Source organism: Clostridium sp. MCC345 (genome assembly GCF_018785345.1).
In the GTDB taxonomy this organism is placed as follows: domain Bacteria; phylum Bacillota; class Clostridia; order Lachnospirales; family Anaerotignaceae; genus Anaerotignum_A; species Anaerotignum_A faecicola.
Genome location: NZ_WQPP01000008.1, coordinates 13467 through 37788 on the forward strand (window position 1 = coordinate 13467; position 24322 = coordinate 37788).

A 24322-nucleotide genomic window follows, 5' to 3' on the forward strand; every position below is an offset into this window, starting at 1 on the left:
CGTAGAAAGCAGAAAATTTTTGTTCTTTTTCATTGCCGGTAATTGCGGCGAATCAGCTTTATCCTATAAAAAATACATGATTATAAAAGTGCAAAATAACACTAAATAACACAAAACAATCCTATAAAATACAAAACAATAACCTCATAGCGGAATAAACATTTTCAGGAGGAATTTTTATGAATAAAAAGAACAACTGCGGTTTTTTCAACCTAGATGAAATGGAACTTGAGAATGATTGTCTCAGTCCGAAAGAATGTATGAATTACCTGTACATCGGAAAATCGACCTTTTATAAACTGGTACACTCTGGAGAACTGCCAGCTTTTCGAATTGGAAAACTCTGGAGAGTTCCGAAATCCTCATTACAGGCATTTATACATAGAAATATGTAGTGGGCGGATGGGCAGATGGGCAAATCAAAACTATTTTATAGGGATATATCCTGTTAAAAACCCTGTAAATCCTAATTTATACCTGCCCATCCGCCCATCTGTCCTACTATCCTTACAAGAAAAGCTTTTCTTTTTGTGAAGATATTATATAATGAAAGCAGTCATTATTTGGAGGTGAATACTTTGGAAAATATAAAAGACTGTTATTCATTAAAGGATGTCTGCGAAGAATTGTACATTTCTCGTGATATTAGTTACAAAAGTGAGCGCGATCAAATTCGTAAAAACTTTGAGGATTTTCTTTTTCGAATATCCGTCCCTGTTGATTGTTTTAAAAACGACTCTAACGAATGGTGTTTTAATGAAGATGGAAAAGAACTGCTCCTCGATTTTTGTAATTTCAGATCATATAAGTACTCTCCAGAAAACAGCAACACTGTCTATCGAGATCTGCGTAAAAAAATAACACATGCAGAGTGCGAAGAAAAATATAATTGGATTATCGAGCGTATCTGCTCAAACCTGCAATACAATATAGATACCAGTGAATTTCCAGAGGAATACCCCAATCCGGAAGAGGTCTACTGTACCTTTCGGGAACACTGTCGCACTGCTCAGCCTTTAGTAGAAGATGTCTTTAAGTTACCAGGTGTCATGCATTTGTTAAAATCTATCCGCTACCAAAGAAATTATGATTTATTCGAACAAGCCTCTGAAAAAATTGCCCACGCCCAGCCAGATGATATTATTTTTATAGATACGCTTATAAACGAAGAATTTACAAAAATATATTCTGACTTTCGTACTGCGCAGGAAGAGGCAATTAAAAAATGGTTTCATTACCTTTCTGAATTTAAAAAACTACGGGACTTAGAGCAAGAAGAATTTAAAAAAACGTTGCCCCCAAAAGGAGAGGAGACTATAAATATGCTAATACAAAGAAGCATTTTAAGTATAGATGATCTTCCTGTAGAAAAACTCAGTTATCGCTTAACTACAAGAAACAATTCAATGATAAAAGCAATTATTGAAATGATAGCGATTGCGCCTGAAATTGAACCATACCTTACTTCATTAGAAGAAATTGAAAACTTTTCAAAAAGACTAAGTAGTGAAGAACTTTATAATAAAATCTCCGCACAGTTGAAAAAGGATAACTTGAATCCATTTTAAATCTTACTGTCTAACCACTATGTAATAAAAGTAAAATAGTTATAAAAATCCGCTGATAAATATCAGCGGATTTTTAAATTTAAATAATTAAATTTAAATAATATTTTATTATATCACATTATTTAATATTTAAAAAGAGTAAATTTTAGCTTTTTTTGCGTCAGTTTTTTTACACTCAATAGAAGCCAAATTTTGGTTTATACTATGCTCAATGAATGGCCGTTCAGAAAAACTAAAAACACTTTTTCTATATGAAAGGAGAATTTATTATGAATCTAAATACAAGATTATCAACTACATCTGCACTAGATGCCCTGTACAAAGGAAAACCCGGCGTATTTGGGCTTATCAAAAATGGGGAAGGCAATTTATTGTTTTATGGCTACGGAAAACCACTGGAAGTTTCACATCTATGGGTAAGAATAAACGATTCCTATATGGATAAGAATTCCTTCCCTTTTCAACTCATTATGCGAAAACAGCATAAATCCCGTCAATCCTGGTTTGTTTTATCTACAGAAAATTGGGATGAACTCAGCAACTCTGAGGAAGGTGATAACACATTGCAGTGTATTGCAATGATCACTCCTCCCAAAAGTCTTGAAGAAATCACTAAGCCAGACTATGCAGAGATTCCTCTCATGCTTTATGCAAAATTTGATGCAGAATATAAATTTGTTATTCTTGCTCAGGAAATAGAAATTTATAAGCTTTTTATCTCTGAAGCAAAAGCAATGCACGCCAAATTTCAGATTTCATCTCAGCATATTGATTGTGTAGATTACAAAAAGGAAACCAATAATGAGGAAGGCTCTGAGGAATCTTCCAATATGATTTCTTACCTGATGGGAGGTGAAATCGAATGAGTGAAAAAGATCGGGAGCAATCAAAATTGCTCCCCCCTTTCTCTCCATCAGCACCGAAAAATGAACCTTTTACTGGTCTCTCTACAGAAAGTATGCCTTATCCCCTTTCTCTTTTCCACTATAAGAAAAACGAAGAGGAGATTTACAGAGGGCTTCGAGTAATAAGAAGGGTATATTCGGAATTTGGTGCTATTCTGCAAAAGCCCAAAAAGCTTCCTCTGGGTATCCCAGATCTATCACAGGGTCTGGCGAAAAAACAGGACAATCTGAATCTGGTTTCCCTGAAAGACTTTGCAAAAGAGAAGTTGACTCTGATGGTATATCAGGGAGACCTCTGTGAATTTTCATCCCCTTGCTGGAATCGTCTGAACGCCCATGAAAGTCGTGTAACCTTAAACGAGTTATTCACGAAAAATCACTTGGACTTCTGTATGACCTGGCATGAATATCAGCAAATCTACGAGCTGTTGCTCATTGATTCTACCATTCAGCAGCAAGAGGAATTTCCGCCCACATTACACAAGCTAAACCTCAAGGATGGAACGTTGGATCTCGAAACCATGGAGTTTTACCCACATTGTCCAGAAGATGGATTCTTCCATTTTCTGAATATCTCCTATAAGGAATTGAGCCACGCAGCCAATGGTCCTGTCTTTGAGCAGTTTGTGGAGGATATCAGTGCCGGAAATCCGGATATTCGCCGCCAGCTGTTAGAGCTCATCGGTCTGGCAATCACCGGATACGAAGCGAAGGTATTCTATGCATTACTCGGACCATCTAACAGCGGAAAAACGCAGTTCTCGAGATTTCTGGTTGAGCTTCTGGGGCATGATCAGGTCGTCAATATTTCCGGTATTCAGGAATTAGGGAGCAAGTTTGCAATGGCAAATATCGAAGATAAGCGTATTTGCTTATGTCCGGATTTGCCAGATGCGCCCCTGCCCACTGCCGCGATCGGCACAATCAAGCAGGCCGTCGGGAACGATTCCATAAAAATAGAGGCGAAATATAAAAATCCGAAAACGATTTATAAAAAGCCTCTGTATATTTTCGTTGGAAATCACCCTATCCGCATTCCCAATATGTCCAACGAGGATGCTCTGCTCAACCGTATGGTTATCATCCCCTTTGCAGCGGCAGTCCCGGAGGAAAGAAGAAAGGAACAACTCTATCAGCAGCTGTTGCTTGAAGCGCCGTATATTGTTTCACAAGCAATCGATGCTTACAGAGACTTGATGGAAAACAACTTTTCCATCACACGGACACAGGTTCCGTCGGAATATCAGGCGGAAGACTCCAGGAAATCTGTTGTTTTTATAACAGATTTTATCCATAACTGCTGTATTCTGGATGAAGATGCAGAAACAGCTACAAATGAGCTCTTTCTGGCATATCAGGAAAATTGCATTGCAGAAGGGCAGGAAATTCTGAATCGAACAGAGTTTAGCCGTACCTTTTCCGGAATCATAAGAAGCATGCCCTCTGTTTCGCCGATCAAGCGTACAAATGGGCAGGATTCTCGAGGATACAGAGGAATTCGGCTGACAGACTGATGGTTTAACCAAAAACATGCAATCTTTCTTAAGACAATCAAAATTTCCACAGGTATTCAAATAGGGCATTTGAATACCTGTGGACTTTCCTGACATAGACCGAGGCAATATCCTCCGAAAAGCAGGCTGGGCACCAATCAGGCACCATTGTATGCAGGTCTATGTATAAAACTAATTTCAAAAAATACAGAGCACATAAGAGCAAAACGTGGAAATTCGGTACAAACTTGCTGTAATCATCCCAATGTGCTTCTGTTCTCTATCAACATAATATAAATTATTTGTGCATATATCATGAGATTTCAAGTCGTATTGCTAAAGGCTTCTGATCTGCAAAATACGAGTCCTTAGCAAAGTGAGATGGCAGGAATTTTATTATAAAATTATCCATATCTAAATTTACATCGAAACATTGGCGCAAAAACCAATTCCCTGAGCCCTTCCTGACATCATTTTGGAACCATATGCAGAATCGGTTCCCAGCCTGAAGAAAGGATAGGAGCATTTGCACACAGAAAAATCTCAGGCTCCTTGTTATAATCATGAAAAATCGAAATTCTGATGAAATCTTGCAGTATCTCGCATCCAATGGTATGCTTGATATAGGAAATGTGGAACGCGCGATTGAAATGCAAAAACGCAAAGAGTATTTAAGTAAACATACACAAAAAATTTGGCAGGGGAAAGATGCCTTCTGGCGTACTTATCTTCCCTATGGCAAAAACGGTCGAACCTTAATCAAACGGAAAAGTGAAAACTCCCTTCATAATGAGATCATTTCCTTCTACAGAAATTTAGAAGAAAATCCCACGATTGAGGGTGTTTTCTCTGAATGGAACGACAGGCGATTATCTCTGGGAAAAATTAAAAAATCAACCTATGAGCGTAATCTCAGAATTTTCCGACGGCATTACAGCGTCTTTGGCAAAGAAAAGCTGAAGCACCTGGACAAACGTGATCTTATTGACTTTCTGGAAGATCAGATATCTACCTATCATCTGACTGCTAAAAGCTTTTCTAATCTGAAATCTCTCACCAAAGGGTTCCTGAAGCGGGCAAGCGCAACGGATCTCATCAGCTTTACCGCAGAGGATGTATTTCAACGTCTGGATCTGACCGACACTACATTCAAAAAGACGATCAAAGAGGATTACCAGGAAGTATACAATGATCAGGAAATGCAGTTGATTCTGGATTATCTGATGAAGAATCCTGATTCTACAAACCTGGCTATCTGTCTGATATTCGTAACAGGACTCAGAGTTGGCGAACTGGTTGCCCTGAAACATGAAGATTTTGATGAACTCTCTGTAAAGGTCAGAAGAACGGAAACCAGATACAAAAACGAAGCAGGAAAAAATGTTTATGAAGTAAAGGATTTTCCAAAATCCGCAGCAGGTGTCAGAACCATTCCTGTTCCTGCTGATTATGCCTGGCTCCTGAAAAGAATCCGCCTGCTGAATCCTTTTGGCGAATACGTATTCATGGGACGAAACGGACGGCTGACAACAAACAGCGTCCGTTCCAGACTTCGCACCATTTGCCAAAAGCTAGAGATTTATCCGAAATCTCCCCATAAAATCAGAAAAACCTACGGCTCTATTCTGCTGGATAACAACATAGACCATAGGTTAATCAAGGATGTTATGGGGCATACGGATATTCTCTGTACAGAAACGCATTACCACCGTAACAGAAAAACGATTGAAGTAAAACAAGATATTTTGAGCCAAATCCCGGAATTCCGGGCAAATTAAGCCCTCATTGATTACCTTTTTGATTACTCCAAAAAGTGGAAGCCTTGAAAACCCCATGTTTTCAAGGCTTCTGAATGGAGATGAGGGGAATTGAACCCCTGTCCGAAAACCCATCCATAAGAACTTCTCCCATCACAGTCAGTCTTTTTCCATTCCCTCGTTGCAACGCCGATTGACAGGCTTTACCCCTCAGTAGCTTCATGAATCTTTCCCTGCCGCAAAGCTTAGGCAGAAAAGTGCCCCACCAAGTCGATGCCGGATTCTTCAGCGGTGAGAAACCGAAGGCCGACAGGCGCCGTTAATTAGGCAGCCAGTGCAAAATTATTTTTGTCGTTTCTTTTTAAAAAAGGTTCCAGCTTGATGACGCGGTTCACTGGTCCGCGGATGGCTATTCCTACTTTCAAGACTCCCGTCGAAACCATTGCATCCCCGTAAATCGTGAAACTTCACGCCTTTTCGGTGAAATGGCTGTAAACGACAAACTTATAAAGTAAGATTTCTGATTTTAAAATCCTTTTCCGCCTGACGGCGCATATCATTCTTTGCAATGGTGTCTCTCTTGTCATAGAGCTTTTTGCCCTTCGCCAGAGCAATATCCACCTTCACATAGCTGCGGTCGAAGTATACCTTCAAGGGAACAACCGTATACCCTGCCGCACGCACCTCATGGTCCCACTTGCGAATCTGCGCTTTATGCAGCAGAAGCCTTCTGGGGCGAAGCGGGTCTTTATTAAAGATATTCCCCTGCTCGTATGGGCTGATGTGCATGTTGTAGATGAAAGCCTCTCCATCCTTAATCTGGATGTAGCTTTCCTTCAGGCTGCACTTACCCATGCGCAGACTTTTTACCTCTGTCCCTGCCAGAGAAATGCCTGCCTGTATGGTTTCTTCAATGAAATAATCATGATATGCCTTTTTGTTTTGCGCAATCAACTTTGTTCCTTTTCCTTTTGCCATACAGAATCACCTCCCCGACAATCTTCTATTGCAGAAATAACTATATCATATTCTATCAAAAAAATCAAATGACGATTCGGTTACAAATATTTCATTTTATTTACAAAAAACTTCCTTTTAAGATATCCCTCCTGTTTCTTACACTTTTCTTACAATCTTTCCATTTTTCACACAACCCGTCTTTTTTCTGTTACACTAAATCATAACAGACACTTGTATCTCTGCCATAGAAAGAGAGGCTTTTTTATGACAACAGACGTAATTCTTTCCACCGAAACAAACGAAACGCAGACACCATTGAAAGCACCCTGGCGCAGATTTTTCGCACGCAGTCTTGACCTTGGGCTGCTTGCCACGCTTCTTAACCTTTGTCTTTCCTTTTTTCTCCAATGAAGGCAAGCAATTCCTCTTTCGCATGGACGCTTCTGGAAACCTATCTCTGCTGGCTGTTTCTCTTCCTTTTAGAGCCGCTGTTTCTTTCCAAATGGGGCAAAACTCCCGGCAAATGGCTCTTTGGGCTTTCCGTTCATCAGAAGGATGGCAGTCTTTTGACACGCTCACAGGCATTTGAGCGTCTTGTCAAAATTTTCTATGTGGGCGAAGGCTATGCCATCCCGTTTTACAGCCTGTATCGCAATTATAAATGCTACGAAATCTATACCGAAGAAGGAACTCTGCCTTGGGATAATGACCTTTGCTATGAAGTAAAACCGTTCCGTCTGCGTTCTGCCTTCGGCTATATTGTCATCGTGCTGTTTGCAGGCATTTTCACATTTCTCATCCATACCTGGACGATCCTTCCCAACGGCAACACTCTGACCGTTGCGGAATTCTCAGAAAATTATAATCATCTTCTGGAATATGCTGAACTGGATACCCTTCCTTCGCTGACGAAGGACGGCAAATGGAAGGAAGGCGAAGATGACCTCTCATTTCTGATTTTTCTTCCGAATGTCGTCCGCTCTGAGCCTGTCATTCAAGAGGAAAACGGAAAACTATCTTCCTTTTCCTATACCCTCACGGATACCGAGGGAGATCTTCTTTCCCCTTTGGAGCAAAATCCCCTGCTCGCCATGGCACTCCTGCGTACACAGATTGATTTTCTCCATCCGGATTTAGAACGAATCAGCGGTCAGCTTCTCTCCTCCGATGATACACAGGAGCCACAGCGGATTTCCTCCGTCCTCAACTATATGGATAGACACCCCTATTGCAGTTACACCATCGAAACAGGCAACCTCCGCATCATACAGGAAATTACACTGGTTGGCTACAATGTGGATAAGCACAATAGTTATTCCATCGGTCCGGATGAGGATGCAAAGGAAACCTACTATTCCCTTACCTTCACATTGGAACAACATTAACTTCCTACAGAAAAAGGTCAGACCGTTTTCTCTCAGTCTGACCTTCCTTTTTTCTTTATTCCTGAAAATCATCGATTTCCTCTGCAAAGGCAAAATCAATCGTCCCCATCATGCGGTCTACCTTCGCCACGGAAACAACGACCTTATCCCCCAGACGATAGCTTTTCTTCGTCCGTTTCCCGAACACAAGCATTTTCTTTTCATCAAATTCATAATAATCATCATCCATCTGGGAAAGTGCCACCATGCCCTCAATGGTATTCGGCAGTTCCACATAAATCCCCCAGTTCGTCACACCGGAAATGATGCCCTCATAAATCTGACCAACCTTATCCTCCATGAATTCCACCTTTTTCAGTGCATCCGTATCCCGTTCCGCGTCCTCCGCAACGCGTTCCTGCTTGGAGCAATGCTTTGCCCAATCGGGCATTTTTCTGCGATAATAGGCAGATGCCTTTTCATCCAGTTCTCCATGGAGCATTTTTTTAATCATGCGGTGAATTTCCAAATCGGGATATCTGCGAATCGGAGAGGTAAAATGGCAATAATATTTTGCCGCCAACCCAAAATGTCCGCCGTTTTCCGCCGTATATCTTGCCTGCATCATGCTCCGCAGCACCATTCTGGTGATAATGCGTTCCTCGTCCGTTTCCTCTGCCTTCTGCAAAACCTTCTGCAGCTCTCTCGGGTGAATCTCCCCGTCCTTTTTCCGCAGATAATAGCCAAAGCCACGCAGGAACTGCTCCATTTTTTCCAGCTTATCCTCATCCGGCTCCTGATGGCTACGATACATGAACGGCATTTCCTGCCAGAAGGAATTTTCCGCGATTGTTTCGTTGCACACCAGCATAAATTCCTCAATCATGTTTGTCGCAATGCTTTTTTCATAAGGCTTGATGTCAATCGGCTTTCCGTTTTCATCCAGAATGATTTTCGATTCGGGCAAATCAAAATTCACAGACCCGCGTTTTCTTCTTTTTTCTCCCAGAATCTGCCGCAGCTCCTCCATATCCTCCAGCATAGGCAGAATTTCCGCATACTGCTCCAATAACGCAGGTGTTCCGTCCTCCAGAATCTCGCGCACCGCCGTATAGGTCATGCGGTAATCCGAATTGATTATGCTCTCCAGAATTCTGTGGCTTACCACCTCGCCCCTGCCGTTCACTTCCATCAGACAGCTTAGCGCAAGCCGATCCACATGCGGATTCAGCGAACAGATTCCGTTGCTCAGCTTATGCGACAGCATAGGAATCACCCTATCCACCAGATAAACGCTTGTCCCTCTGGCGTAAGCCTCTTTATCCAGTGCCGTATTCTCCCGCACATAATGCGAAACATCCGCAATATGCACACCCAGTTCAAAATTACCGTTCCCCAACCTTTTCAGAGAAACCGCATCGTCTAAGTCCTTCGCATCCGCGCCGTCAATCGTAATCGTCAGCAGGTCGCGCAGATCCTCTCTGCCCTTTTTGTCCGCCTCGGCAACCTCTGTCCCAAGGTGCTCAATCTCCGCATAAACCTCCTCCGGAAATTCCACCGCCAGTTCATATCTGCGAATCACCGAAAGAATATCCACTCCGGGGTCATTGATATGCCCCAAAATTTCAATGACCTTTCCCTCCGGATTGCGTCTGTCCTCGCCGTAATCCGTAATTTCCACAACGACCTTATGCCCCGTCACGGCACCCTTTGTGTTTTCTCTGGAAATAAAAATATCCTTCGCAATCTTCTTGTCATCCGCTACCACAAAGCCATAGCCCTTGCTGCCTGCCTCAAATGTGCCAACAATCCGCTGCTGTCCTCGTTCCAGAATCCGTACAATTACGCCATCTGCCTTTTTGCCCTTTTCCGCCTTATGCAGCACCTTATACAGCACTCTGTCCTTCTGCATCGCGCCCATCGTTTCGCTCGCCGGAATAAAAATATCTTCGCCTCCTGCGTCGGGTGTCACAAATCCAAACCCTCTGGCGTGTCCGATAAATGTCCCCGTTGCCATCTGCAAATCCTTCGGGGAAGCCAGCTTGCCCTTCTTTGTTTCAAATACACGTCCCTCCGCAATCAGCTCATTGATAAGGTTCTCAAATTTTTCTCTGTCCTCCTGCGGCACAGAAAGCATCGCGCGCATATCTCTGCGCTTTATGGGAACATATCCTTCGCTTTCCATATATGCCAGAATCCGTTCTTTTCTTTCCTTTAAAATGTCCGTCTCGTCCATGTCCTTCTCCTTATGCTTTCTCGTGCTTATCCTGCCCAAAAGCTCTCTGTCCTATCAATCCCATAAACCTATAAAAAAAGATGCCCCCGAAAAGGCATCTTCTTCTGCATTTGTTAACCTACCAGGTTAATGATGAGCGCAAGAATCATGAACAGTGCGCCGCCGATTTTTGTATATCTTTCCAGTGCGCCTTCCACAGAATTCCCTTTGTTCTTGCTCCAGTAAGTATCACTGCTGTTGCCGCTTACTGCGCCCAGACCTGCGGAACGCTTGGACTGCATCAGAATGATTGCTGCCAGAATCACCGCAAGAATCATCAAAATAACTGTTAATACCATACCGATTGTAGACATGCCAAAACCTCCTGTATTTTCACTCCGCCGAGTGGAATCTCGTCACACTTGGGGACATTTCTCCCCACTATTTCTGTATTGTAGCACATCTTCTCATTCTCTGCAACAGTTTTTCTCCCGAAACTGCACTGTTTCCTTTCTCCTCCGGCAAAATTTCAAAGGGAATCCCGCCGTAGGTCAGCCCTTTTTCCTTCATCTCGCCGTGCCGCATTCTGTGCAGCTTCCCATGCGTATTCACATTCAGATTCACCTGCAAAACCAGATTTGCCGGAATAATTTTCCGCAGATGCTTCTGCAAAAACTCCCGTTTTTCCTTCACGCATAATTCCAGTACCAGCCGCAGTCTGTAGCTTTCCCTCTCCAGTGTACCGGTATAATTTCCCGCACCCACACACCCGTCCAGCCAGTCCTGCAAATGAAAATAGGTATATGGACTGCGGCTGCACCAGCGCGAAAGGATTTCCTCCCGCAGCTCCTCTGTTTCCATCTGCTCTGCCCCGAAAAAGCCCATCATCCCTGCCAGTCGCAAAAGACCGCTTTTTTCCGCTGTCAGAATCCATTGGTTTCGTTCCAGTGTCTCTTTTGTCGCCGCCGCTTCTTCCAAAATCGTCCCCTCGATTTCTCCCAGCTTCCGAAACTCTCTCAATTCGCTCACCGTACACGGGCAGTGCTTTTCATATCTGTTCTCCGTCATTGCTTCACCTCAATTTCACCCAGCACAGGCACATCATTCGCCCCCAGAATCAGGTTGCCGCTGCCGCCGTTGATGCCGCAGTCCGAAACATCCACCACGCCATCTGTCTCCAATGCCCTTGATTCCAGATGGCTGATACGAACCGTCAGAAAGTCGCTGTCCGCCCAGTTCTTCCGCAGCTCCTCGAAATATGCCGAAAATCCCTCCGTCAGCTTCGTCAGAACCGTTCCCTTCGTCACATCCTCCGCCACAGAAAGCTGCAGCGCAATATTGCAGCGCACCTCTGTCACTCCTTCCACCGTTACCTTATGCCCAATCGGCGCAATTCCGTAGCCTTCCCCCTTGCTTTCGGGGTCAATCTCCTTCTGCAATGCCGCCAGCTCTGTTTCCGTCGGTCTGCGCCATCCCTGGTCAATCAGCACCAGCTTCACCGTGCCGCCCCCGTTCCACGCGGGATAAACCTTCAGTCCGCCCACATTCTGCATCGCGTTCACCTTCCTCTTGTAATCCGCAATGTTTCCGCCGAAGGCATCCGCATCAAAGCTTGCAAAAAAGCGTTTGCGCAGCTCCTCGTCGCCTTCCGCATCCTCGCCGTCCGTCCGCAGTTCCTCCAGTGTTGCCTTTGCTAAATCGGGCATCGTTTCCAAGGGCAGCAGCTCCCCCAGATACACATTGCCGCACGCCCCCTCTGTTTCACATTCCAGAATATATCTTCCGTCTGCCTCTCTCCCCAGTACGATATATTTATATTCCTCCAGTGCAAATCTTGTCCCGTTTTCCACAGGATATACCGCTCCGTCCGCATCCAGAAAACGCCCGTAAAAGGTTGCCTTCACCGCGCCCTTTCGCAGCATTCCCCTCTCTGCCGCCCGTCTGGTCAAATCCTCGCCCACAGCCGTATCCGCAAAGGTTCTGTCCGCCAGCAAATCCAAATCTGCGTAAAATTGCGCCGTTTCCGCCGCATTGGGTGCCAACGCGTCATAAATCAGGCTGCCCTGCCGCTTATCCCTTCTGTCATCAATCCTGTCCAGCTTTTTCTCCATCAGTTCCTCATAGCTTACCGCCATCATATATCCACCGTCCTCTCTGCCGTCACTTCCCCGAAAATCGTATATACCGTAAATGCCGCCGTCACGCTGCCCTTTTCCTCCCGAAAGGAAAAATCCGTCACCGCCGTCACCCTGTCATCCGCAAGCAGGGCATCCTCAATCCGCCTTTTCAGCTCCGGAATCACATACGATACATTCTTCCCGTATAAATCCTCCAGTTCCACGCCGTAATTCCAGTCATAAACCGCATAACGATACCGCTCCGTCTGCAAAATTTTAGAAACCGCCTGCCGCATCGCGTCCAGCTCATCTGTCTCGCCGCGCACCTCTGCCTTCTCCTCGTTGATTTTCCATGTCAGGCTCGGCATCGTCCTTTCTTCCAGCTTCTCCATGTCAATTTCCGTTTCCTGTATCGGTGTCATCCTATCCTTCCTTTCGCACTCTCCCAAGCACCAAATATTGCTGTCCGCCGTCTGCCCGCAGCAGTGCCACCGCCTCTCCTGCCTGCAAAGCTCTGCTTCGCTTCAGTCGATATGCACGCCAGCTGCCGCCCTCAATCTGTATACTGCCCGTTTCCTCTGCCTGCAAAACATCCTCCGTCAGAACCAGAAACGCCTCTGTCAGCTCCAGTCCTTCCTCCAGTCGAATTGTCAGCGGTGCCGCCTTTGTCACTGTTCCTACGCAGAAATCCGCACCCTTCTCCGCCGCATCCAGTGCCAATTGTTTGATAATCTCAAGCATCCCTTCTCCTCCTTATCGTCTCAGCCGCCTGCCGCTTGCTTCCCTTTCTTCCCAGAGCCGCTTCGTCATCTCGCGCATCAGCCGTTCTATATCAATCTCCGCACCCTTTGCCTGCTCCCGTTCCTTTTTCGGTGCTTCCTGGGGCAGCTCTTCTGCTTCTTCGGAAGCCGCCGCTTTTTCGGCAAGCCCTGTTTCTGCCACAATCGGAATCGTTTTCCGCTTCTCCTGCTCCGCAAAAGGTGCTTCCTGCATAAAAATCATTTTCCGCCTTTCTTCCGCTTCGCGCCACTCCGTTTTCTCCCGAAAAATCTCTGCCGTAAAAATCGGAACAATCGTTTTCCTCTCCTGCGTGCTTTCCTCCGCCGTCCGCAATGCAGGCCCCTTTGCTTCCGCCGTTTTCTCCTCCGCAAAAGACCTTCGCCGTTCCTGCCCGAAAGTCTCTGCTTCCTCTGCCTTCTTTCCCTTTGCTGTCCGCACTGTTTCCTCCCAAAAGAAGGGCTTCTTTTCCGCCTTCTCCTGCGGCAGTGCGTCCTGTCGGTTTTCTGCCGTTGTTTTTCCTTCCGTTTTTCCTCCGCTCCAAAAACCGATGCCGCCGCCGGCTTCTTCCGTCTTTTCCTTCCAAAAGTCCAACAGCCGCCCAAACAGCCCCTTTTTCTCCTGCTGCATCCCTTCACCTCTTTTCCTCTGCCGCAATCTCCATCTCAATCACCGCACAGCAAAACATTCTCTCAGGTGTTGTCATTTCCGCCCAGTCCTTCGGGCGTATGCCGTATCTGCGGAGAGCATAGCAGGCATAATCCGCCTCATCTACACCCTCCGCAATCATTTTTTTGCCTGTTCCTTCCAGACCCTTCTGCGGCTTTGGAATCCATTGATATCCTTCACCGCCTCCAATAACCGCATATACTCCCCCGGATAAAGCATCTCCTGCAATGCTGCTTCTCCGCTGTCCGCGCCATAGCTTTCCCGGAGTGCCCTGTCCGTCAAATCCGGCACTACTACAGAAAGCATGCAAAGCACCGCCCATTTATCTCGCTTGCCCTCTGCCGCCCTGCGGTATTCTTCCTCGCTCACCGCACGCAGCTCCCAGAGCACCTCCTCGCCGTTCTCCCGAAAGCAGGGCGAAATATGCACCCTTCTGTTTTCGGGAAATCCGTTGTTTTCCTTCAAAAAGCCTTTCAAATCCATTAGCCAACCTCCTCAATGCGAATGTCCAGCTGCATCCGATGCGCGCCTTCCTCAAAAATATGTGTGCAATTCTCAATCAGAACCTGCCCCTGCAGGCTGATTTCCGCCAGTCCGGGAATCTCCAGCCAGATGGTATTCCCTGCAAAAAGCATCACATCCCCGTTGATGTTCTCCACCGTCAGCTTTTTCACCACTCTGCATTTTTCCTTCAAAATACGTTCTGCCTGCTCCTTCAGCTGTGCGCTGTTCATCGTGTAGGGTACGCGCTTGTAATACTGCAGTCTGCCCCATTTCTTCACCTTTTCTGCGTTTTCCACCTTCCATGCCTTTCGCTCGATTTCCTTCCGCCCTGCATGGTAAAGCTGCACCGCGTTATAGGTATCCTTGCTGATGTCCGTCCGATAGGTGTATTCGCTGATGCCCCCATCGCACCGCAGCACCGCCTCCACTGCCATCTCCTTTTTCTCCTTCACAATCAGCTGACCGCCTCTGTCGAATAAAAAATATTCCTTTCCCGTTGCCTGTCCGCAGATTTCCAGTGCAGAAAGAATCATATCCATCAGTGTTTCCCCCTCCTCAATTCTCTGCGGAATCCTCCATCCGCCGTCATTGATATAGCCAATCTCCAAGCCGTAATCCGCCCCGATGGTCTGTATAATTTCCTTCGCACTCTTATTCAGAAATACATACGTCCCCTTGTTTCGCACCAGATAAAACATCTGGTCATACGCCGTCACCGAAATAATCTGCTCCGAGGTTCTCTCCTTCGTCATCACAAAGCCGCTGAAGCGCAGCACGCTGTCCACATAAAAGGAAACCCTGTCTCCCTCCACGAAATTCACAATCCCGTCACGCACCACGCGAAATTTCAGCCGTCCTGCCTTCCCCATCACGCTTGCGAACCATTCCACGCGCCCTTCCAGAATCGGTGTCGCGTCATAGATGCTCGTCCCATGCTGCAATAATAGTTTTATGTTCATCCCCGTTTTCCCCTTTCTTTTTTACAGCTTCAGCACCTGCCCCGGATAGATGCGATTCGGGTTCGCAATTCCGTTCTTCCGTGCAATCTCCTTGTATTTCGTCCCATCTCCAAGCTGCTTTTTCGCAATGCTCCAAAGGCTGTCGCCCCTCTGCACCGTATAGCCGGCGGCAGGCTGCTTTGCCTGCCTTGCCTGTCCCTGTGCCATCATGCTGTTCCCCTGAATACTGTAACGAATACTTTTTGCCGCTCTCCATTCCTTCCAGAAAAATTCCACCCAGAAGTCCCCCTGTTCGCCGCCCTTTTCCGTCACCGTGTATTCCTCCAGCAGCACCTCCGTATTGCCGCAGAATTTCTGCTTGCCATCTGCCAGCCTGCGAAATAAAATCATCTGTACGGGCTTTGCCGAAGCCTTGTATTCCTTAAAACGATTCAGAAAATATTCCGGTTCCCGAAAGCCGCCCTCCGTCTGCACAAAGCTGTATGCCCGTCCCGGCAGCAGTGCCGTAAAGCGGATTTCCGTAAGTCCCGGCTTTTTCGCCAGATTCATCTCCCCGAAATCCAGAATATACGCTGTCTTATTCTGGTTTCCCGTCCTCGTCTCAATCTCCGCAGGTGTCACAGGCAGCAGAAGCTGCTCCCCGTTCTGCTTTAAATATAATCGGTACATCCGTCATCCTCCCCTCCGTTGATGCGCTCCACCTCTCGCCGCAGGCAGTCATATTCCCCCGCCAGCAGCAGTCTTGCCAACAGCCGCTCCGCCCCAATCACGCCGTAGCTGTTCTGCAATGCCGCATCCTTCAAATCAGGGAACACAACGCTCTCCGCCAGAATCATTTCCTGATACCGCCCTTCGTCCTCGCCGCACCGCTTCCAGATTTCCTCATTCTCCCTCTGTGTCATCGGGCGAATCCGCCAGTGCGTTTCACCGCAGCCTTCAGCCAATCGCTCTGTCAGAAGAATTTCCTCCTCCGCTCTGTCCTGCCTGTTCTCTCTGTAAAAGCATTCCTGTCCCAAAATAGCCCCTCCCGTTCTTCAAAATTTCTTACATCTGATTGAATTTGTCCAGAAGCTCCACGCCGCCAAAGGTAAACTTCATTTCCTCCTCCATTGCCGCTTCCTCCACGTCAATCTTGCCAATCAGCATTTCCTCAATATTCACATCCTTCAGAAGCACCGTCTGTCTGCCGGCATCCCCTGTCGGGTCCTCATTTGTCAGCAGCAGTTCAAAATAGGTGTCCACGCCGTTTTTCATATAATCCGCCATCACCCTGCGAAACAAACTGCTCACATAATATACCGTCATCGTCCCTGTGCCTTCCCAGCCGCCGCTTTTCTGCTGCTTTGCGGTCATCCCCAGAATAGGAATCGTCATTCTGGTTTTCTTCACCTTCGCCTGAATGTTCTTCACCTGCATTAGCTCGTGCCGCTTGCCGTCAATGATGGCAAAGCAGGTTCCCAATGCACCGTTCACTGTGTCCTTTGCTCTCAAATAGCCCATCCTCGTACCTCCTTATACAACCTCAACCTTCATATACAGCTTTTCCATCGCATCCACAGGCTGAATCGCCTCATATACCACAACATCCTGCTTCTCCGCGCCCTTTTCCACCGTAATGTCGTCCGCCGTAAAGCCTTCGATTGCCTCAAGCTTCATCAGCTCCTCATGGTATGCCAGAATCTCCGCCTTCAGCAGATTTCTGCCGTTTGCATTGTTGCTCTGCTTCCCAAGGTAATATTTGCTGAAAATATTCGCCACATCATTTGCAATACTGTCCAACACGCGCACCACCCTGTTGCTCGAAAAATCGCTGTTCTTCGCCGCCGCAAAGGAGGTAAAGCTGTTGATGTCGCGCAGTACGCGCAGTGTGCCGTCCTCCTCATAAAACAGGAGCTGTCCCTTCCGGATGCCCTTGATGTAGTCGCTCTTTTTCAGCTTTGCGTCCACCTCGTATTCTCCGTCATAGGCTGTATTCGTCAGGCTTTCGTTCACCTCTGCGCCTGCGCTTGCCCCTGCCGTCCAGTAAACCAACTCTGCCGCCGTCCCGACGGAAATCACGCCTTCGTGGTCTGCCGCAGGGTAATCATGCAGCACCGTCACAAATTTTACGCCTTCCTCCTCGCGCATTCGCTTCGTAAAATTCACAAACAGCTTTTTTGTTTTCTCGTCCGCGCCGTTGTATGCCAGTGCATTGAAGTCCTCCTTCTCTGCCGCCTCCAGAAATGCCGTATATGCGCTCCCCGTTGCCGCCGCGGTTGTGCCGCCTGTCAGGTAAATGCCTGCCGCCGCGGTCAGCCCGCCTGTGCCGCCAAATTCCACAAACGCATTTTCCCGCAAATCCTCAATCCTTGTCACCGTCTGTGCATCTACTACCTCCGCATCCAAATACGTTTCCACATCCCAGCAGTCGCTTTCGTCCACGTTTTCCGCAATCTTGATGCAGATGTCGTTCCCTCTTTTCCCAGGATATTTCGCTGTCACTGTCAGCCCGTCCTGCGTCATCCTCGCCTTCTCGCCGCCATTCAGTCGGTAAAGCTTCACTTCCTTCGCGTGCGCAAACAGCTCACGCAGATCCTTCATTTCCTCGCTCAGGTAGGTGTAGCCGAAAAGCTCTCTGCAATTCGTTCTGCCCTCTGCCGCCGCAATGTCCGTCATGCCTTCCCTGCCCCAGTCCAGCTCCATCCCGACGCAGACCACGCCTCTTTCGCCCAGACTGCCCATGGCTCTTGGTCTGGAAACAAAATTGATGTATGCCCCGGGCAGAACCTTGTTCTGTGTCATAAATGTACCGCCGCCTAATGCCATATCAAATCCCCTCTCTTTCTCCTGTCAGATATGCCTGAATCTCCTTCTCCGCCTCGTCCTTCGTATAGTCCCTGTCCTCCAGTACCGCCAGCACCAGATCCTTCCCATAGCCGAAGGTCTTGCTTTTACTCAGCTGTTCTCTGCTGAATGTCGCCTTTTTCTTCATAGCCAACCGCTTCCTTTCCGTTATATTTCAGCCGTTCCATCCTCTCCGTCGTCTCCTCCGTCAGCATTACATGATATTCATATTCCGCCGTAAATCGGATGCCCGTCTCTGTCCTTTCCTCCTGCATACCGCTTGCCGCAAAGCGTTCCTCTCTCCCAATGATGCAAAGCGTCTCATACAGTCCGTCCAAAGCTTCTGCACACTCCGCCGCCGCAGCTTTTTCCTCACCGCAGTAATACGTCACCTCGAAGACCGCTTTTCTCGCCGCTCTCCTGCCAAGCAGACGCTTCTGCTCCGTTTCCTTCAATTCCACCGTAAAGCAGGGCTTTTTCGCCCCCTGCGGCACCCTCTGCCCATATACGGGCAACTGAAACCGCGCCGCAATCGCCTGTATCACCGCTCGTCTGATTTCCTCCGTCATACCGTTTCATCCCTTCTCAGTCCAACCGCCCTGTGCGTCAGAAAAATACGGCTCTCGCCTGCCGCAATGTAGCGCCGCTCCGCGCCGTTTTCCTGCCGAATCCGCACCGCACTCCCTGCCGCAATCTCCTTCTCTGTAGGGTAAAGCAGAATCACCGTCTTTTCTGTCTGTGTCAGCAGCCCGTCCGTGCCGCAGACCTCTGCCTTTTCCGTCAGACGGCAGGGGAAGGTCTCTCCCTCCCCCTTCTCGTGCAGGCTTTCGCCCCACGCCGCCGTTTCCTCCGAAAAGGTCTCCACAAAGCAGGTGTCCCGAAACAGCCGCTCCACCGCCTTTTTCGCCTTCTCAAAGCTTCGTTTCATGCGAACCATCCCCCTTTTCTCATTTCTTACCAGTCTGCTCTGCGAAATCTGTCCAGCTCCGTCCGAAAATCGGCTAACAATTCCGTTTCCGCTCTGCTCTCCGCAAAGGTTACGCTTACGTCCCCTTCCTTGATGCTCTTTACATCTGCCGCGTCCAGAAGCTGCTGTGCCAGTGCCACGCCAACGCTCCAAAGCTCCTTCGGCAAATCCTCTCGGTTGCAATATGCCTGCATCATGGAAACACTTCTTTCCGCCGCAAAGGCAAGCAGATTTTCTTCCTCCTTTCTGCCTAGCCTCCGCAGTTCCTCCGGAATCCTCTCCTTCATCCGTCCGACATCCTTTCTTATGCGCTCACGTTCACAAAAACGCCGTCCATGCTGTTGTCCGCAATCCAGAGATCGTGGTATTTTCTGTAGTCAATTTTCCATGCGTTTGCGTTCTGGTTGGTCATGGGGTCAAAAATTCTGGTCACGTCTGTCTTGGAAATTGCCACAGGTGCCTGCTTCACCATGATAATCCAGTTAATGCCCTTCGCATCCGCTGCCGCCGCAAAGCCGCCCTCTGCCTTTTCCACGCCATCCAGAAATGTATATTTTGTCTGGAATCTCGCAGAAGGTACGCGAATAATGGGACAACCGTCCAGTTCCTTTACCTTCAGCTCCACGCTCCCCTGTTGGAATGTGCCGCTTTCCAGAATATGGCTGCCGCCCTTCGCCAAATCCAGCTTGCCTGCCACCTTCGCGCTCATCGCAATCACCATTTCGCACCCATCGCCGACCGTATCTCGCACCGCAGTCATGTCCTGCAGCAGGTTTTCAAAAATCGTCTCCACCTCCACGGTGTATGCTCTCGCCTTGCCTGCCGCCTGCGCCAGCTCCGCAATTTTGCTGTAGCGGTAAGCATCAATTTCGGGAATCACCTTTGTATTCTGAAATTCGCGCATCACTGCCCCTGCCGTAGGCGCAAAGTTCATTTCATCCACGTCCATCGCGTCCAGCTGGAAGGTTCTGCCTCTGTCCTGTGTCAGCCTTCTTGTTTCGTAGGTCACGGTCACAGCCCCCTTCGCGAAGCCGCCGTCCCTGTCATAATTCCCCAGACCGCTCATCTGCATCTTGGGAATTTTCACCTCAGCACCTCCGTTGTACTGCACCTGTCCCGCATTTTCCTCCATCCAGCCTGTAGTAGACTGATCCAGCAGCTGGCTGTCCAGCTCCTCCATAAAAACGGTTGCATATTCAAAACTGTTAAAACTCATATTCCTTTCCTCCTTATCTGCCTAAGCCTCTGCGGAATGCCGCTCTGATTTCGTCCTCTTTCTTTTTCTGTCTGGTCATGGGCGCGCCTGTCCCCTTTTTCTTCTCTGTTTTTTCATAGAACAAATAGGGTGCTTCCGCCTTCACTTCCTCCAAATCCAGTCCTTTCAGCCCCTCCTTCGCGTCATAGCTGATTTCCTCCATATCAAGCAGTGCCAGAATCGCCTTCACGTTTTTGCCGCCGCCCTCCAGAATGGCTCTTTCCACTGCCGCCGTTTTTCTGTTTTCCGCCAGTTCGCCGTCCTTGCCGCTCAGTGCCTCCTGCAATTCTGCCATTTCCTGCTCAGTTTCCTCTGCCGCCTGCAGCAGCTCTGCCCTCGCCGCGCCGTTCAGCATCCCCTGCTTGGCAAATTTCTCAATCATCTGTGTCAATTTCATTGTCCTTCTCCTTTCTTTCTCTCTCCAGCTGCTCCATTTCGCTGTTTACGTCCTCCACAAAGGGATGCTTCCCCAGAAGCGTCTTTTCGCTCACCATCCCCTTGCTTGCCGCAATAATCTGCATCGTCTCCATGTCATCGGTAATCCCGTTGGTGTTCAGCGTAATCTGAATTTTTCTCCAATCCCAATCCGTCCCGTTTTCCCTGTTCCGATCCTCTGTCGCAAAGCGGAAGAATTCCTTCACCGCCCGCTTGATTTCCGGCACAATCCCGTTGATTTTCAGGTAAAACATCGCATATTGGAATTTCAGTGCAACGCCGCTTGCCGCCTTGCCCCAATCGTCGCTGTCCGTGTCCACCCCCATCCCGAAGTGAAAAATATCCTTGCGGAGCATCTGCATCCAGTCCAGTCTGCCCTCTACCGGCAGCTGCACCTGTTTTGCCTCCACGTTGCCGCTGCTGTCGCTGATCTGCACCGCCTTGTTGATTTGCAGCTTTTTCGCCACCGCGCTTGCCGTTTCGCCGCCGTAGCCCTGAATCACCCAGTACAGATCCACCAGATCCAGCAGATTGTTCGTCCCCTCGCTGCTCACAAGGTCATACGCATCAATCAGCCCCTTCACCAGCTGCAAATCCGTCAGCTCCTTCCCATTGTTCCTGAGCGGAATAAAAGGCACGCGCCCCCAGCCATGCTGTTCTGTTTCTGTTTCCTCTCCGTCCAGAAGTGCCGTCACCGCCCAGTGTCCGCAGGTTTTCTCCTGCAAAAATTCTCCGTCGCCGTTCTCCGTAAAATAGGTCACGTCCTCCGCCGTCCACCATTCCACGCGCCGCTTCGTTTTCTCTCTGCCCTCGTCCAGAACCTTGATGTCATAATAACGAATCACCTCGCGCAGCTCCTGCTGATATTCCTCATCATAAATTGCGATGATTTCCTCCGCCGGCACAATGCAGTAGCGAAAATTCCCCTCTCCGTCATAATAAACGTGCAGGTATTCCACCCCCTTGTTCGCCGCCCCCGTCAGCCAGCTTTGCAGCATCCCGTTAAAGTGCTCATCCGCCAGCTCCGTCAGCATTTCCTCAAACGCCTTTTCTCCGTTTCTTACGCTGATGGTCGGCTCTCTCCCCACGAGGTACGCCGTTTTCTGCGCCACCAGTGTGTGATGAAACGGGTGTACGCAATGGTGGTTGCTTCTGTTCGGGTTAAAAAACATCCGCAGTTCCTCCTCCCCGTTTTCCTTTGTCTCGGAAATTGGGCTTCTGCGGAAGTCCTTCTGTAGACTGTCATGCTCGCCGCGGTAATATCGCTCTCCCTCCGCCATCCGTCTTTTCCTCTCGCTGCTTCTGTCCTCCTGCAAAATCTCCTTCAGAATATGGCTGTCATTCAGCCTTTTCCCTGCCGCCAGTCTTGCCTGCAGCAGCTCCATCTCTGTGATAAACAAACTTCCCTTCTCCTTTCTTATCGCACACGAACATGCCGCATGTCCTCCTCTCTGCTGTAGCGCACCGCGTCAATCGCGTGGTTGTCCCTGTCAGGAAAAGCCGCACGCCAGCCGCCCCTCCCGTCGCTTTCGTATTCATAGCTGCTGAATTCTCTCGCCGTCTCAGGGCATCTTTTCGGGTCAATGATGATTTCCTCTAAGTCCTGCATCCACTTAATACCGTAATAAACGCTATCGGGGCCCTTCCTTGCCCCAATCGCCGCTACGCCGTATTCGCGCATCTCCGCAATGGATTTCGGCTCCGCGCTGTCGCAAATCACCTCCCGATGCTTCGGGTTCTCTCGGTTGATTTCCTCTGCCAGTCTGCGGTTGCTCATCCCCTGCGCCCGCAGCTCGTAGAAAATATACAGCCGCCGTCTCGTCCTGTCGTAGTGGTTCACCGTGTAGTGCAGCGGATCTACTGTGTACCCCCAGTCCAGTCCGCGCCGCAGGCGGTCAAACGCGGCAATCTCCACATCCGTAATTTCTCTGAGCATCAGGTTTCGGAATACCTCGCCGCCGTTCCCCGTCACCTCTCCTAAATATTCATGTCGGTAGATTTCGGGGTGCCGCTTCCGTATATATTCCGCCTCCGCCAGAAATTGCTTTCCGAGCCATTCCTCCTTCATCTGTAAATATGTGCTGTGATGAATCAGCCTGTCTGCCCGTTCCTCTGCCGTCTCAAGATTTATCCAGCTGCGTCCCTGCTTCGGTGGATTGTAGCTGTAAAAGATACGAAATTCCTCACCGCCGCGCAAAAGGCTCTGGTTCAGGCTTCGCAGCTCCGCCATGCCGCCGAATTCGTCCGCTTCCTCATACCAGATGAATTTCGCGTACCCTCTCTGAAATTTGATGGATTTCAGCTTTTTCGGGTCATCGCACCCCCGAAAGAGGATTTTCTGCCCCGTCCCCTTTCGGATCAACTCCATCGGGCTGATTTTTTTCTCCCATTCCTCCTCCACACCCAAAGCATGAATGGCCCAATTCATCTGCTCGAATACGCTGTCCCGCAAATTCGCCGCCACCTTTCGCAGCACCACTGCGTTTGCGTCCCTGTCTGCAATCAGCCCCAGTAAAATTTCCAGTGAAAGGAATGAGGATTTGCCGCTTCCTCTGCCGCCCTTCAGCCAGTAATGCGTGTGCCTGCCCTCCCGAATGTCTCTGTGGATGTCATAAAACCCTTCCCCGATCCATTCGCTTAATCGTATCTCCTTCATGGCAGGTCATCCACGATGATTACGCGGCTTTCCTTTTCCGTCGGTGTTTTCTTCTCAAAAAGGCTTTCTCTCTTTCCCAAAAGCTCCGCCGCCTTCATCCTTGTCTTGAGGTCGGCCTCCTCCTCGTCTCGCATCACTTCCGTCAGAAAGCTGAGAATCTCGGCCTTCTTCGCCGTTTCTCCTTTTCTCGGCTGTTCCATCCGCTGTACGCCCTTCTGCGTTTCCTCCGCATCTGCCGCACTTGGGTTCTTTCTCACCTTAATTGCCCTTCGGATATGCTCCTTCCGCATCAGCCTCCAGCCATATCCCTTAGAAAACCCAATCAGCCGCTCTGCTTCGCCTGTTGTCTTGCCTTCTGCCAGCAGTCTGCAAAATTCCTCCTGCTTTTCGCTTAACTCCTGTCTCTTTTCCACATTTGCATCGCCTCCTTTCTCCGCTGCTCCTTCAATATACCCTCCCCTTAGTCTCACGGAGTCTCAATCTCCGCTTGCCGCAGCTTTTTCAGAATCCTGTCCTGCATCCGAAACACTGTTGCCCTGCTGATATACAGCCTCCTGCCGATATAATCAATCCCGTATCCCTTCTCAAACCGCAGTCGGATGTATTCCTGCTCGTTCTCCTCCAGTCCTGCAAGCAGTGCATCCATCCGCTTTTTCTCTCTCCAGATTTCCGCAAGCCTTCCTTCCAGCCGCGCCCGCTCCGCTTTAAATTCCTCTTGCAAGAAAGTATTCTCTGTCCCCTCCGGCTCCTCCAGCCGCCGCAGCTCCTCCTGCAATCGCCTGCATCGCTCCACCGTGCAGCCCCAATCCAGCAGCCGAAACTTCATCTGTCCCTTCTCACTGTTCATTCCCCTTCTCACATACGCCTTCCAGATATCCTTCTCCCCCTCTCCGCAACA

The 24322-nt window shown here is 48.6% G+C and carries 32 protein-coding genes and 1 other RNA gene; 7 read left to right on the plus strand and 26 right to left on the minus strand.

Annotation, left to right across the window (positions count from 1 at the left end; all coding sequences use genetic code 11):
- Positions 1 to 221: 221 nt before the first annotated feature.
- The 5 genes from GPK49_RS01725 (at position 222) to GPK49_RS01745 (ending at position 5744) form a co-directional block, all read left to right on the plus strand.
- On the plus strand, positions 222 to 395 hold the full coding sequence (locus GPK49_RS01725) for a helix-turn-helix domain-containing protein (RefSeq protein WP_215676564.1): 174 nt from the start codon (positions 222 to 224) through the stop codon (positions 393 to 395).
- Between the two features lie 183 nt (positions 396 to 578).
- Positions 579 to 1568, plus strand: coding sequence for a hypothetical protein (locus tag GPK49_RS01730; RefSeq protein WP_215676543.1), 990 nt, complete (start codon positions 579 to 581; stop codon positions 1566 to 1568).
- 269 nt (positions 1569 to 1837) lie between these two features.
- Positions 1838 to 2434 carry a hypothetical protein gene (locus GPK49_RS01735; RefSeq protein WP_215676544.1) on the plus strand — a complete coding sequence of 199 codons (597 nt, stop codon included), beginning with the start codon at positions 1838 to 1840 and terminating at the stop codon, positions 2432 to 2434.
- Positions 2435 to 2865: 431 nt separating this feature from the next.
- Positions 2866 to 3987, plus strand: coding sequence for a phage/plasmid primase, P4 family (locus GPK49_RS01740; RefSeq protein ID WP_215676545.1), 1122 nt, complete (start codon positions 2866 to 2868; stop codon positions 3985 to 3987).
- Between the two features lie 542 nt (positions 3988 to 4529).
- Positions 4530 to 5744 carry a tyrosine-type recombinase/integrase gene (locus GPK49_RS01745; protein WP_318283802.1) on the plus strand — a complete coding sequence of 405 codons (1215 nt, stop codon included), beginning with the start codon at positions 4530 to 4532 and terminating at the stop codon, positions 5742 to 5744.
- Positions 5745 to 5816: 72 nt separating this feature from the next.
- Here the strand turns inward: GPK49_RS01745 and ssrA are convergent.
- Positions 5817 to 6175, minus strand: a transfer-messenger RNA (tmRNA) gene (ssrA, locus tag GPK49_RS01750).
- A gap of 52 nt (positions 6176 to 6227) precedes the next feature.
- Complete coding sequence (gene smpB / locus GPK49_RS01755; RefSeq protein WP_016407451.1) at positions 6228 to 6701, minus strand: SsrA-binding protein SmpB; 474 nt, start codon at positions 6699 to 6701, stop codon at positions 6228 to 6230.
- Positions 6702 to 6947: 246 nt separating this feature from the next.
- Here smpB and GPK49_RS01760 point away from each other — a divergent pair, with 246 nt between their 5' ends.
- On the plus strand, positions 6948 to 7094 hold the full coding sequence (locus GPK49_RS01760; protein WP_215676546.1) for a hypothetical protein: 147 nt from the start codon (positions 6948 to 6950) through the stop codon (positions 7092 to 7094).
- Positions 7091 to 8068 carry an RDD family protein gene (locus GPK49_RS01765; RefSeq protein ID WP_215676547.1) on the plus strand — a complete coding sequence of 326 codons (978 nt, stop codon included), beginning with the start codon at positions 7091 to 7093 and terminating at the stop codon, positions 8066 to 8068. Before GPK49_RS01760 ends, GPK49_RS01765 begins: the two co-directional genes overlap by 4 nt.
- Before the next feature lie 55 nt (positions 8069 to 8123).
- Here the strand turns inward: GPK49_RS01765 and rnr are convergent, their stop codons facing one another.
- The 24 genes from rnr to GPK49_RS01885 form a co-directional block, all read right to left on the minus strand.
- Positions 8124 to 10283 (minus strand): ribonuclease R, encoded by a 2160-nt coding sequence (gene rnr / locus GPK49_RS01770; RefSeq protein WP_215676548.1) that lies wholly within the window; start codon positions 10281 to 10283, stop codon positions 8124 to 8126.
- Positions 10284 to 10396: 113 nt separating this feature from the next.
- On the minus strand, positions 10397 to 10636 hold the full coding sequence (gene secG, locus GPK49_RS01775; protein ID WP_016407455.1) for a preprotein translocase subunit SecG: 240 nt from the start codon (positions 10634 to 10636) through the stop codon (positions 10397 to 10399).
- Between the two features lie 67 nt (positions 10637 to 10703).
- Positions 10704 to 11330 carry a hypothetical protein gene (locus tag GPK49_RS01780; protein ID WP_215676549.1) on the minus strand — a complete coding sequence of 209 codons (627 nt, stop codon included), beginning with the start codon at positions 11328 to 11330 and terminating at the stop codon, positions 10704 to 10706.
- A complete protein-coding gene (locus GPK49_RS01785) occupies positions 11327 to 12400 on the minus strand; it encodes a baseplate J/gp47 family protein (RefSeq protein ID WP_016407457.1) in 1074 nt (357 codons plus the stop codon). The genes GPK49_RS01780 and GPK49_RS01785 overlap by 4 nt, the downstream gene beginning before the upstream one ends.
- A complete protein-coding gene (locus GPK49_RS01790; RefSeq protein WP_215676550.1) occupies positions 12397 to 12801 on the minus strand; it encodes a DUF2634 domain-containing protein in 405 nt (134 codons plus the stop codon). The genes GPK49_RS01785 and GPK49_RS01790 overlap by 4 nt, the downstream gene beginning before the upstream one ends.
- A gap of 1 nt (position 12802) precedes the next feature.
- Entirely contained in the window at positions 12803 to 13120 is a 318-nt protein-coding gene (locus tag GPK49_RS01795; protein ID WP_016407459.1) for a DUF2577 domain-containing protein, read from the minus strand.
- A 12-nt stretch (positions 13121 to 13132) separates the two neighbouring features.
- Positions 13133 to 13786, minus strand: a complete 654-nt coding sequence (locus tag GPK49_RS01800; protein ID WP_215676551.1) for a hypothetical protein — start codon at positions 13784 to 13786, stop codon at positions 13133 to 13135.
- Between the two features lie 4 nt (positions 13787 to 13790).
- Positions 13791 to 13946 carry a hypothetical protein gene (locus tag GPK49_RS01805; RefSeq protein ID WP_016407460.1) on the minus strand — a complete coding sequence of 52 codons (156 nt, stop codon included), beginning with the start codon at positions 13944 to 13946 and terminating at the stop codon, positions 13791 to 13793.
- Positions 13943 to 14308 carry a phage tail assembly chaperone gene (locus tag GPK49_RS01810; RefSeq protein ID WP_016407461.1) on the minus strand — a complete coding sequence of 122 codons (366 nt, stop codon included), beginning with the start codon at positions 14306 to 14308 and terminating at the stop codon, positions 13943 to 13945. The genes GPK49_RS01805 and GPK49_RS01810 overlap by 4 nt, the downstream gene beginning before the upstream one ends.
- Positions 14308 to 15288, minus strand: coding sequence for an XkdQ/YqbQ family protein (locus tag GPK49_RS01815; RefSeq protein WP_215676552.1), 981 nt, complete (start codon positions 15286 to 15288; stop codon positions 14308 to 14310). Before GPK49_RS01815 ends, GPK49_RS01810 begins: the two co-directional genes overlap by 1 nt.
- A 21-nt stretch (positions 15289 to 15309) precedes the next feature.
- Positions 15310 to 15957, minus strand: a complete 648-nt coding sequence (locus tag GPK49_RS01820) for a LysM peptidoglycan-binding domain-containing protein (protein WP_016407463.1) — start codon at positions 15955 to 15957, stop codon at positions 15310 to 15312.
- Positions 15939 to 16304 carry a phage tail assembly chaperone gene (locus GPK49_RS01825; protein WP_016407464.1) on the minus strand — a complete coding sequence of 122 codons (366 nt, stop codon included), beginning with the start codon at positions 16302 to 16304 and terminating at the stop codon, positions 15939 to 15941. The genes GPK49_RS01820 and GPK49_RS01825 overlap by 19 nt, the downstream gene beginning before the upstream one ends.
- Before the next feature lie 28 nt (positions 16305 to 16332).
- Complete coding sequence (locus tag GPK49_RS01830) at positions 16333 to 16788, minus strand: phage tail tube protein (RefSeq protein ID WP_016407465.1); 456 nt, start codon at positions 16786 to 16788, stop codon at positions 16333 to 16335.
- 12 nt (positions 16789 to 16800) lie between these two features.
- Complete coding sequence (locus GPK49_RS01835) at positions 16801 to 18093, minus strand: phage tail sheath C-terminal domain-containing protein (protein ID WP_215676553.1); 1293 nt, start codon at positions 18091 to 18093, stop codon at positions 16801 to 16803.
- A gap of 1 nt (position 18094) precedes the next feature.
- The gene (locus GPK49_RS01840) at positions 18095 to 18259 is read right to left on the minus strand and encodes a hypothetical protein (protein ID WP_016407467.1); all 165 of its coding nucleotides are present in this window, start codon (positions 18257 to 18259) and stop codon (positions 18095 to 18097) included.
- Positions 18219 to 18680: a phage tail terminator family protein gene (locus GPK49_RS01845; RefSeq protein ID WP_215676554.1), complete on the minus strand. Its 462-nt coding sequence runs from the start codon at positions 18678 to 18680 to the stop codon at positions 18219 to 18221. The genes GPK49_RS01840 and GPK49_RS01845 overlap by 41 nt, the downstream gene beginning before the upstream one ends.
- Positions 18677 to 19039, minus strand: coding sequence for a hypothetical protein (locus tag GPK49_RS01850; RefSeq protein ID WP_016407469.1), 363 nt, complete (start codon positions 19037 to 19039; stop codon positions 18677 to 18679). Before GPK49_RS01850 ends, GPK49_RS01845 begins: the two co-directional genes overlap by 4 nt.
- A 26-nt stretch (positions 19040 to 19065) precedes the next feature.
- Complete coding sequence (locus GPK49_RS01855; RefSeq protein ID WP_016407470.1) at positions 19066 to 19365, minus strand: hypothetical protein; 300 nt, start codon at positions 19363 to 19365, stop codon at positions 19066 to 19068.
- A 17-nt stretch (positions 19366 to 19382) separates the two neighbouring features.
- The gene (locus GPK49_RS01860; protein WP_215676555.1) at positions 19383 to 20294 is read right to left on the minus strand and encodes a hypothetical protein; all 912 of its coding nucleotides are present in this window, start codon (positions 20292 to 20294) and stop codon (positions 19383 to 19385) included.
- A 13-nt stretch (positions 20295 to 20307) separates the two neighbouring features.
- Entirely contained in the window at positions 20308 to 20730 is a 423-nt protein-coding gene (locus GPK49_RS01865) for a phage scaffolding protein (RefSeq protein ID WP_215676556.1), read from the minus strand.
- Positions 20708 to 22168: a phage portal protein gene (locus GPK49_RS01870; protein ID WP_215676557.1), complete on the minus strand. Its 1461-nt coding sequence runs from the start codon at positions 22166 to 22168 to the stop codon at positions 20708 to 20710. Before GPK49_RS01870 ends, GPK49_RS01865 begins: the two co-directional genes overlap by 23 nt.
- A 17-nt stretch (positions 22169 to 22185) precedes the next feature.
- Positions 22186 to 23424, minus strand: coding sequence for a PBSX family phage terminase large subunit (locus GPK49_RS01875; RefSeq protein ID WP_215676558.1), 1239 nt, complete (start codon positions 23422 to 23424; stop codon positions 22186 to 22188).
- Positions 23421 to 23837: a hypothetical protein gene (locus GPK49_RS01880; protein ID WP_215676559.1), complete on the minus strand. Its 417-nt coding sequence runs from the start codon at positions 23835 to 23837 to the stop codon at positions 23421 to 23423. The genes GPK49_RS01875 and GPK49_RS01880 overlap by 4 nt, the downstream gene beginning before the upstream one ends.
- A gap of 53 nt (positions 23838 to 23890) precedes the next feature.
- Positions 23891 to 24271: a sigma factor-like helix-turn-helix DNA-binding protein gene (locus GPK49_RS01885; RefSeq protein WP_215676560.1), complete on the minus strand. Its 381-nt coding sequence runs from the start codon at positions 24269 to 24271 to the stop codon at positions 23891 to 23893.
- Between the last annotated feature and the right edge of the window lie 51 nt (positions 24272 to 24322).

Coding starts and splice junctions, on each gene's coding strand:
- GPK49_RS01725 (WP_215676564.1), top strand. CDS start 222: ATGGAACTTGAGAATGATTGTCTCAGTCCGAAAGAATGTATGAATTAC.
- GPK49_RS01735 (WP_215676544.1), top strand. CDS start 1,838: ATGAATCTAAATACAAGATTATCAACTACATCTGCACTAGATGCCCTG.
- GPK49_RS01740 (WP_215676545.1), top strand. CDS start 2,866: ATGACCTGGCATGAATATCAGCAAATCTACGAGCTGTTGCTCATTGAT.
- GPK49_RS01745 (WP_318283802.1), top strand. CDS start 4,530: ATGAAAAATCGAAATTCTGATGAAATCTTGCAGTATCTCGCATCCAAT.
- smpB (WP_016407451.1), bottom strand. CDS start 6,701: ATGGCAAAAGGAAAAGGAACAAAGTTGATTGCGCAAAACAAAAAGGCA.
- GPK49_RS01760 (WP_215676546.1), top strand. CDS start 6,948: ATGACAACAGACGTAATTCTTTCCACCGAAACAAACGAAACGCAGACA.
- GPK49_RS01765 (WP_215676547.1), top strand. CDS start 7,091: ATGAAGGCAAGCAATTCCTCTTTCGCATGGACGCTTCTGGAAACCTAT.
- rnr (WP_215676548.1), bottom strand. CDS start 10,283: ATGGACGAGACGGACATTTTAAAGGAAAGAAAAGAACGGATTCTGGCA.
- secG (WP_016407455.1), bottom strand. CDS start 10,636: ATGTCTACAATCGGTATGGTATTAACAGTTATTTTGATGATTCTTGCG.
- GPK49_RS01780 (WP_215676549.1), bottom strand. CDS start 11,330: ATGACGGAGAACAGATATGAAAAGCACTGCCCGTGTACGGTGAGCGAA.
- GPK49_RS01785 (WP_016407457.1), bottom strand. CDS start 12,400: ATGATGGCGGTAAGCTATGAGGAACTGATGGAGAAAAAGCTGGACAGG.
- GPK49_RS01790 (WP_215676550.1), bottom strand. CDS start 12,801: ATGACACCGATACAGGAAACGGAAATTGACATGGAGAAGCTGGAAGAA.
- GPK49_RS01795 (WP_016407459.1), bottom strand. CDS start 13,120: ATGCTTGAGATTATCAAACAATTGGCACTGGATGCGGCGGAGAAGGGT.
- GPK49_RS01800 (WP_215676551.1), bottom strand. CDS start 13,786: ATGCAGCAGGAGAAAAAGGGGCTGTTTGGGCGGCTGTTGGACTTTTGG.
- GPK49_RS01805 (WP_016407460.1), bottom strand. CDS start 13,946: ATGATTGCGGAGGGTGTAGATGAGGCGGATTATGCCTGCTATGCTCTC.
- GPK49_RS01810 (WP_016407461.1), bottom strand. CDS start 14,308: ATGGATTTGAAAGGCTTTTTGAAGGAAAACAACGGATTTCCCGAAAAC.
- GPK49_RS01815 (WP_215676552.1), bottom strand. CDS start 15,288: ATGAACATAAAACTATTATTGCAGCATGGGACGAGCATCTATGACGCG.
- GPK49_RS01820 (WP_016407463.1), bottom strand. CDS start 15,957: ATGTACCGATTATATTTAAAGCAGAACGGGGAGCAGCTTCTGCTGCCT.
- GPK49_RS01830 (WP_016407465.1), bottom strand. CDS start 16,788: ATGGGCTATTTGAGAGCAAAGGACACAGTGAACGGTGCATTGGGAACC.
- GPK49_RS01835 (WP_215676553.1), bottom strand. CDS start 18,093: ATGGCATTAGGCGGCGGTACATTTATGACACAGAACAAGGTTCTGCCC.
- GPK49_RS01840 (WP_016407467.1), bottom strand. CDS start 18,259: ATGAAGAAAAAGGCGACATTCAGCAGAGAACAGCTGAGTAAAAGCAAG.
- GPK49_RS01845 (WP_215676554.1), bottom strand. CDS start 18,680: ATGACGGAGGAAATCAGACGAGCGGTGATACAGGCGATTGCGGCGCGG.
- GPK49_RS01850 (WP_016407469.1), bottom strand. CDS start 19,039: ATGAAACGAAGCTTTGAGAAGGCGAAAAAGGCGGTGGAGCGGCTGTTT.
- GPK49_RS01855 (WP_016407470.1), bottom strand. CDS start 19,365: ATGAAGGAGAGGATTCCGGAGGAACTGCGGAGGCTAGGCAGAAAGGAG.
- GPK49_RS01860 (WP_215676555.1), bottom strand. CDS start 20,294: ATGAGTTTTAACAGTTTTGAATATGCAACCGTTTTTATGGAGGAGCTG.
- GPK49_RS01865 (WP_215676556.1), bottom strand. CDS start 20,730: ATGAAATTGACACAGATGATTGAGAAATTTGCCAAGCAGGGGATGCTG.
- GPK49_RS01875 (WP_215676558.1), bottom strand. CDS start 23,424: ATGAAGGAGATACGATTAAGCGAATGGATCGGGGAAGGGTTTTATGAC.
- GPK49_RS01885 (WP_215676560.1), bottom strand. CDS start 24,271: ATGAACAGTGAGAAGGGACAGATGAAGTTTCGGCTGCTGGATTGGGGC.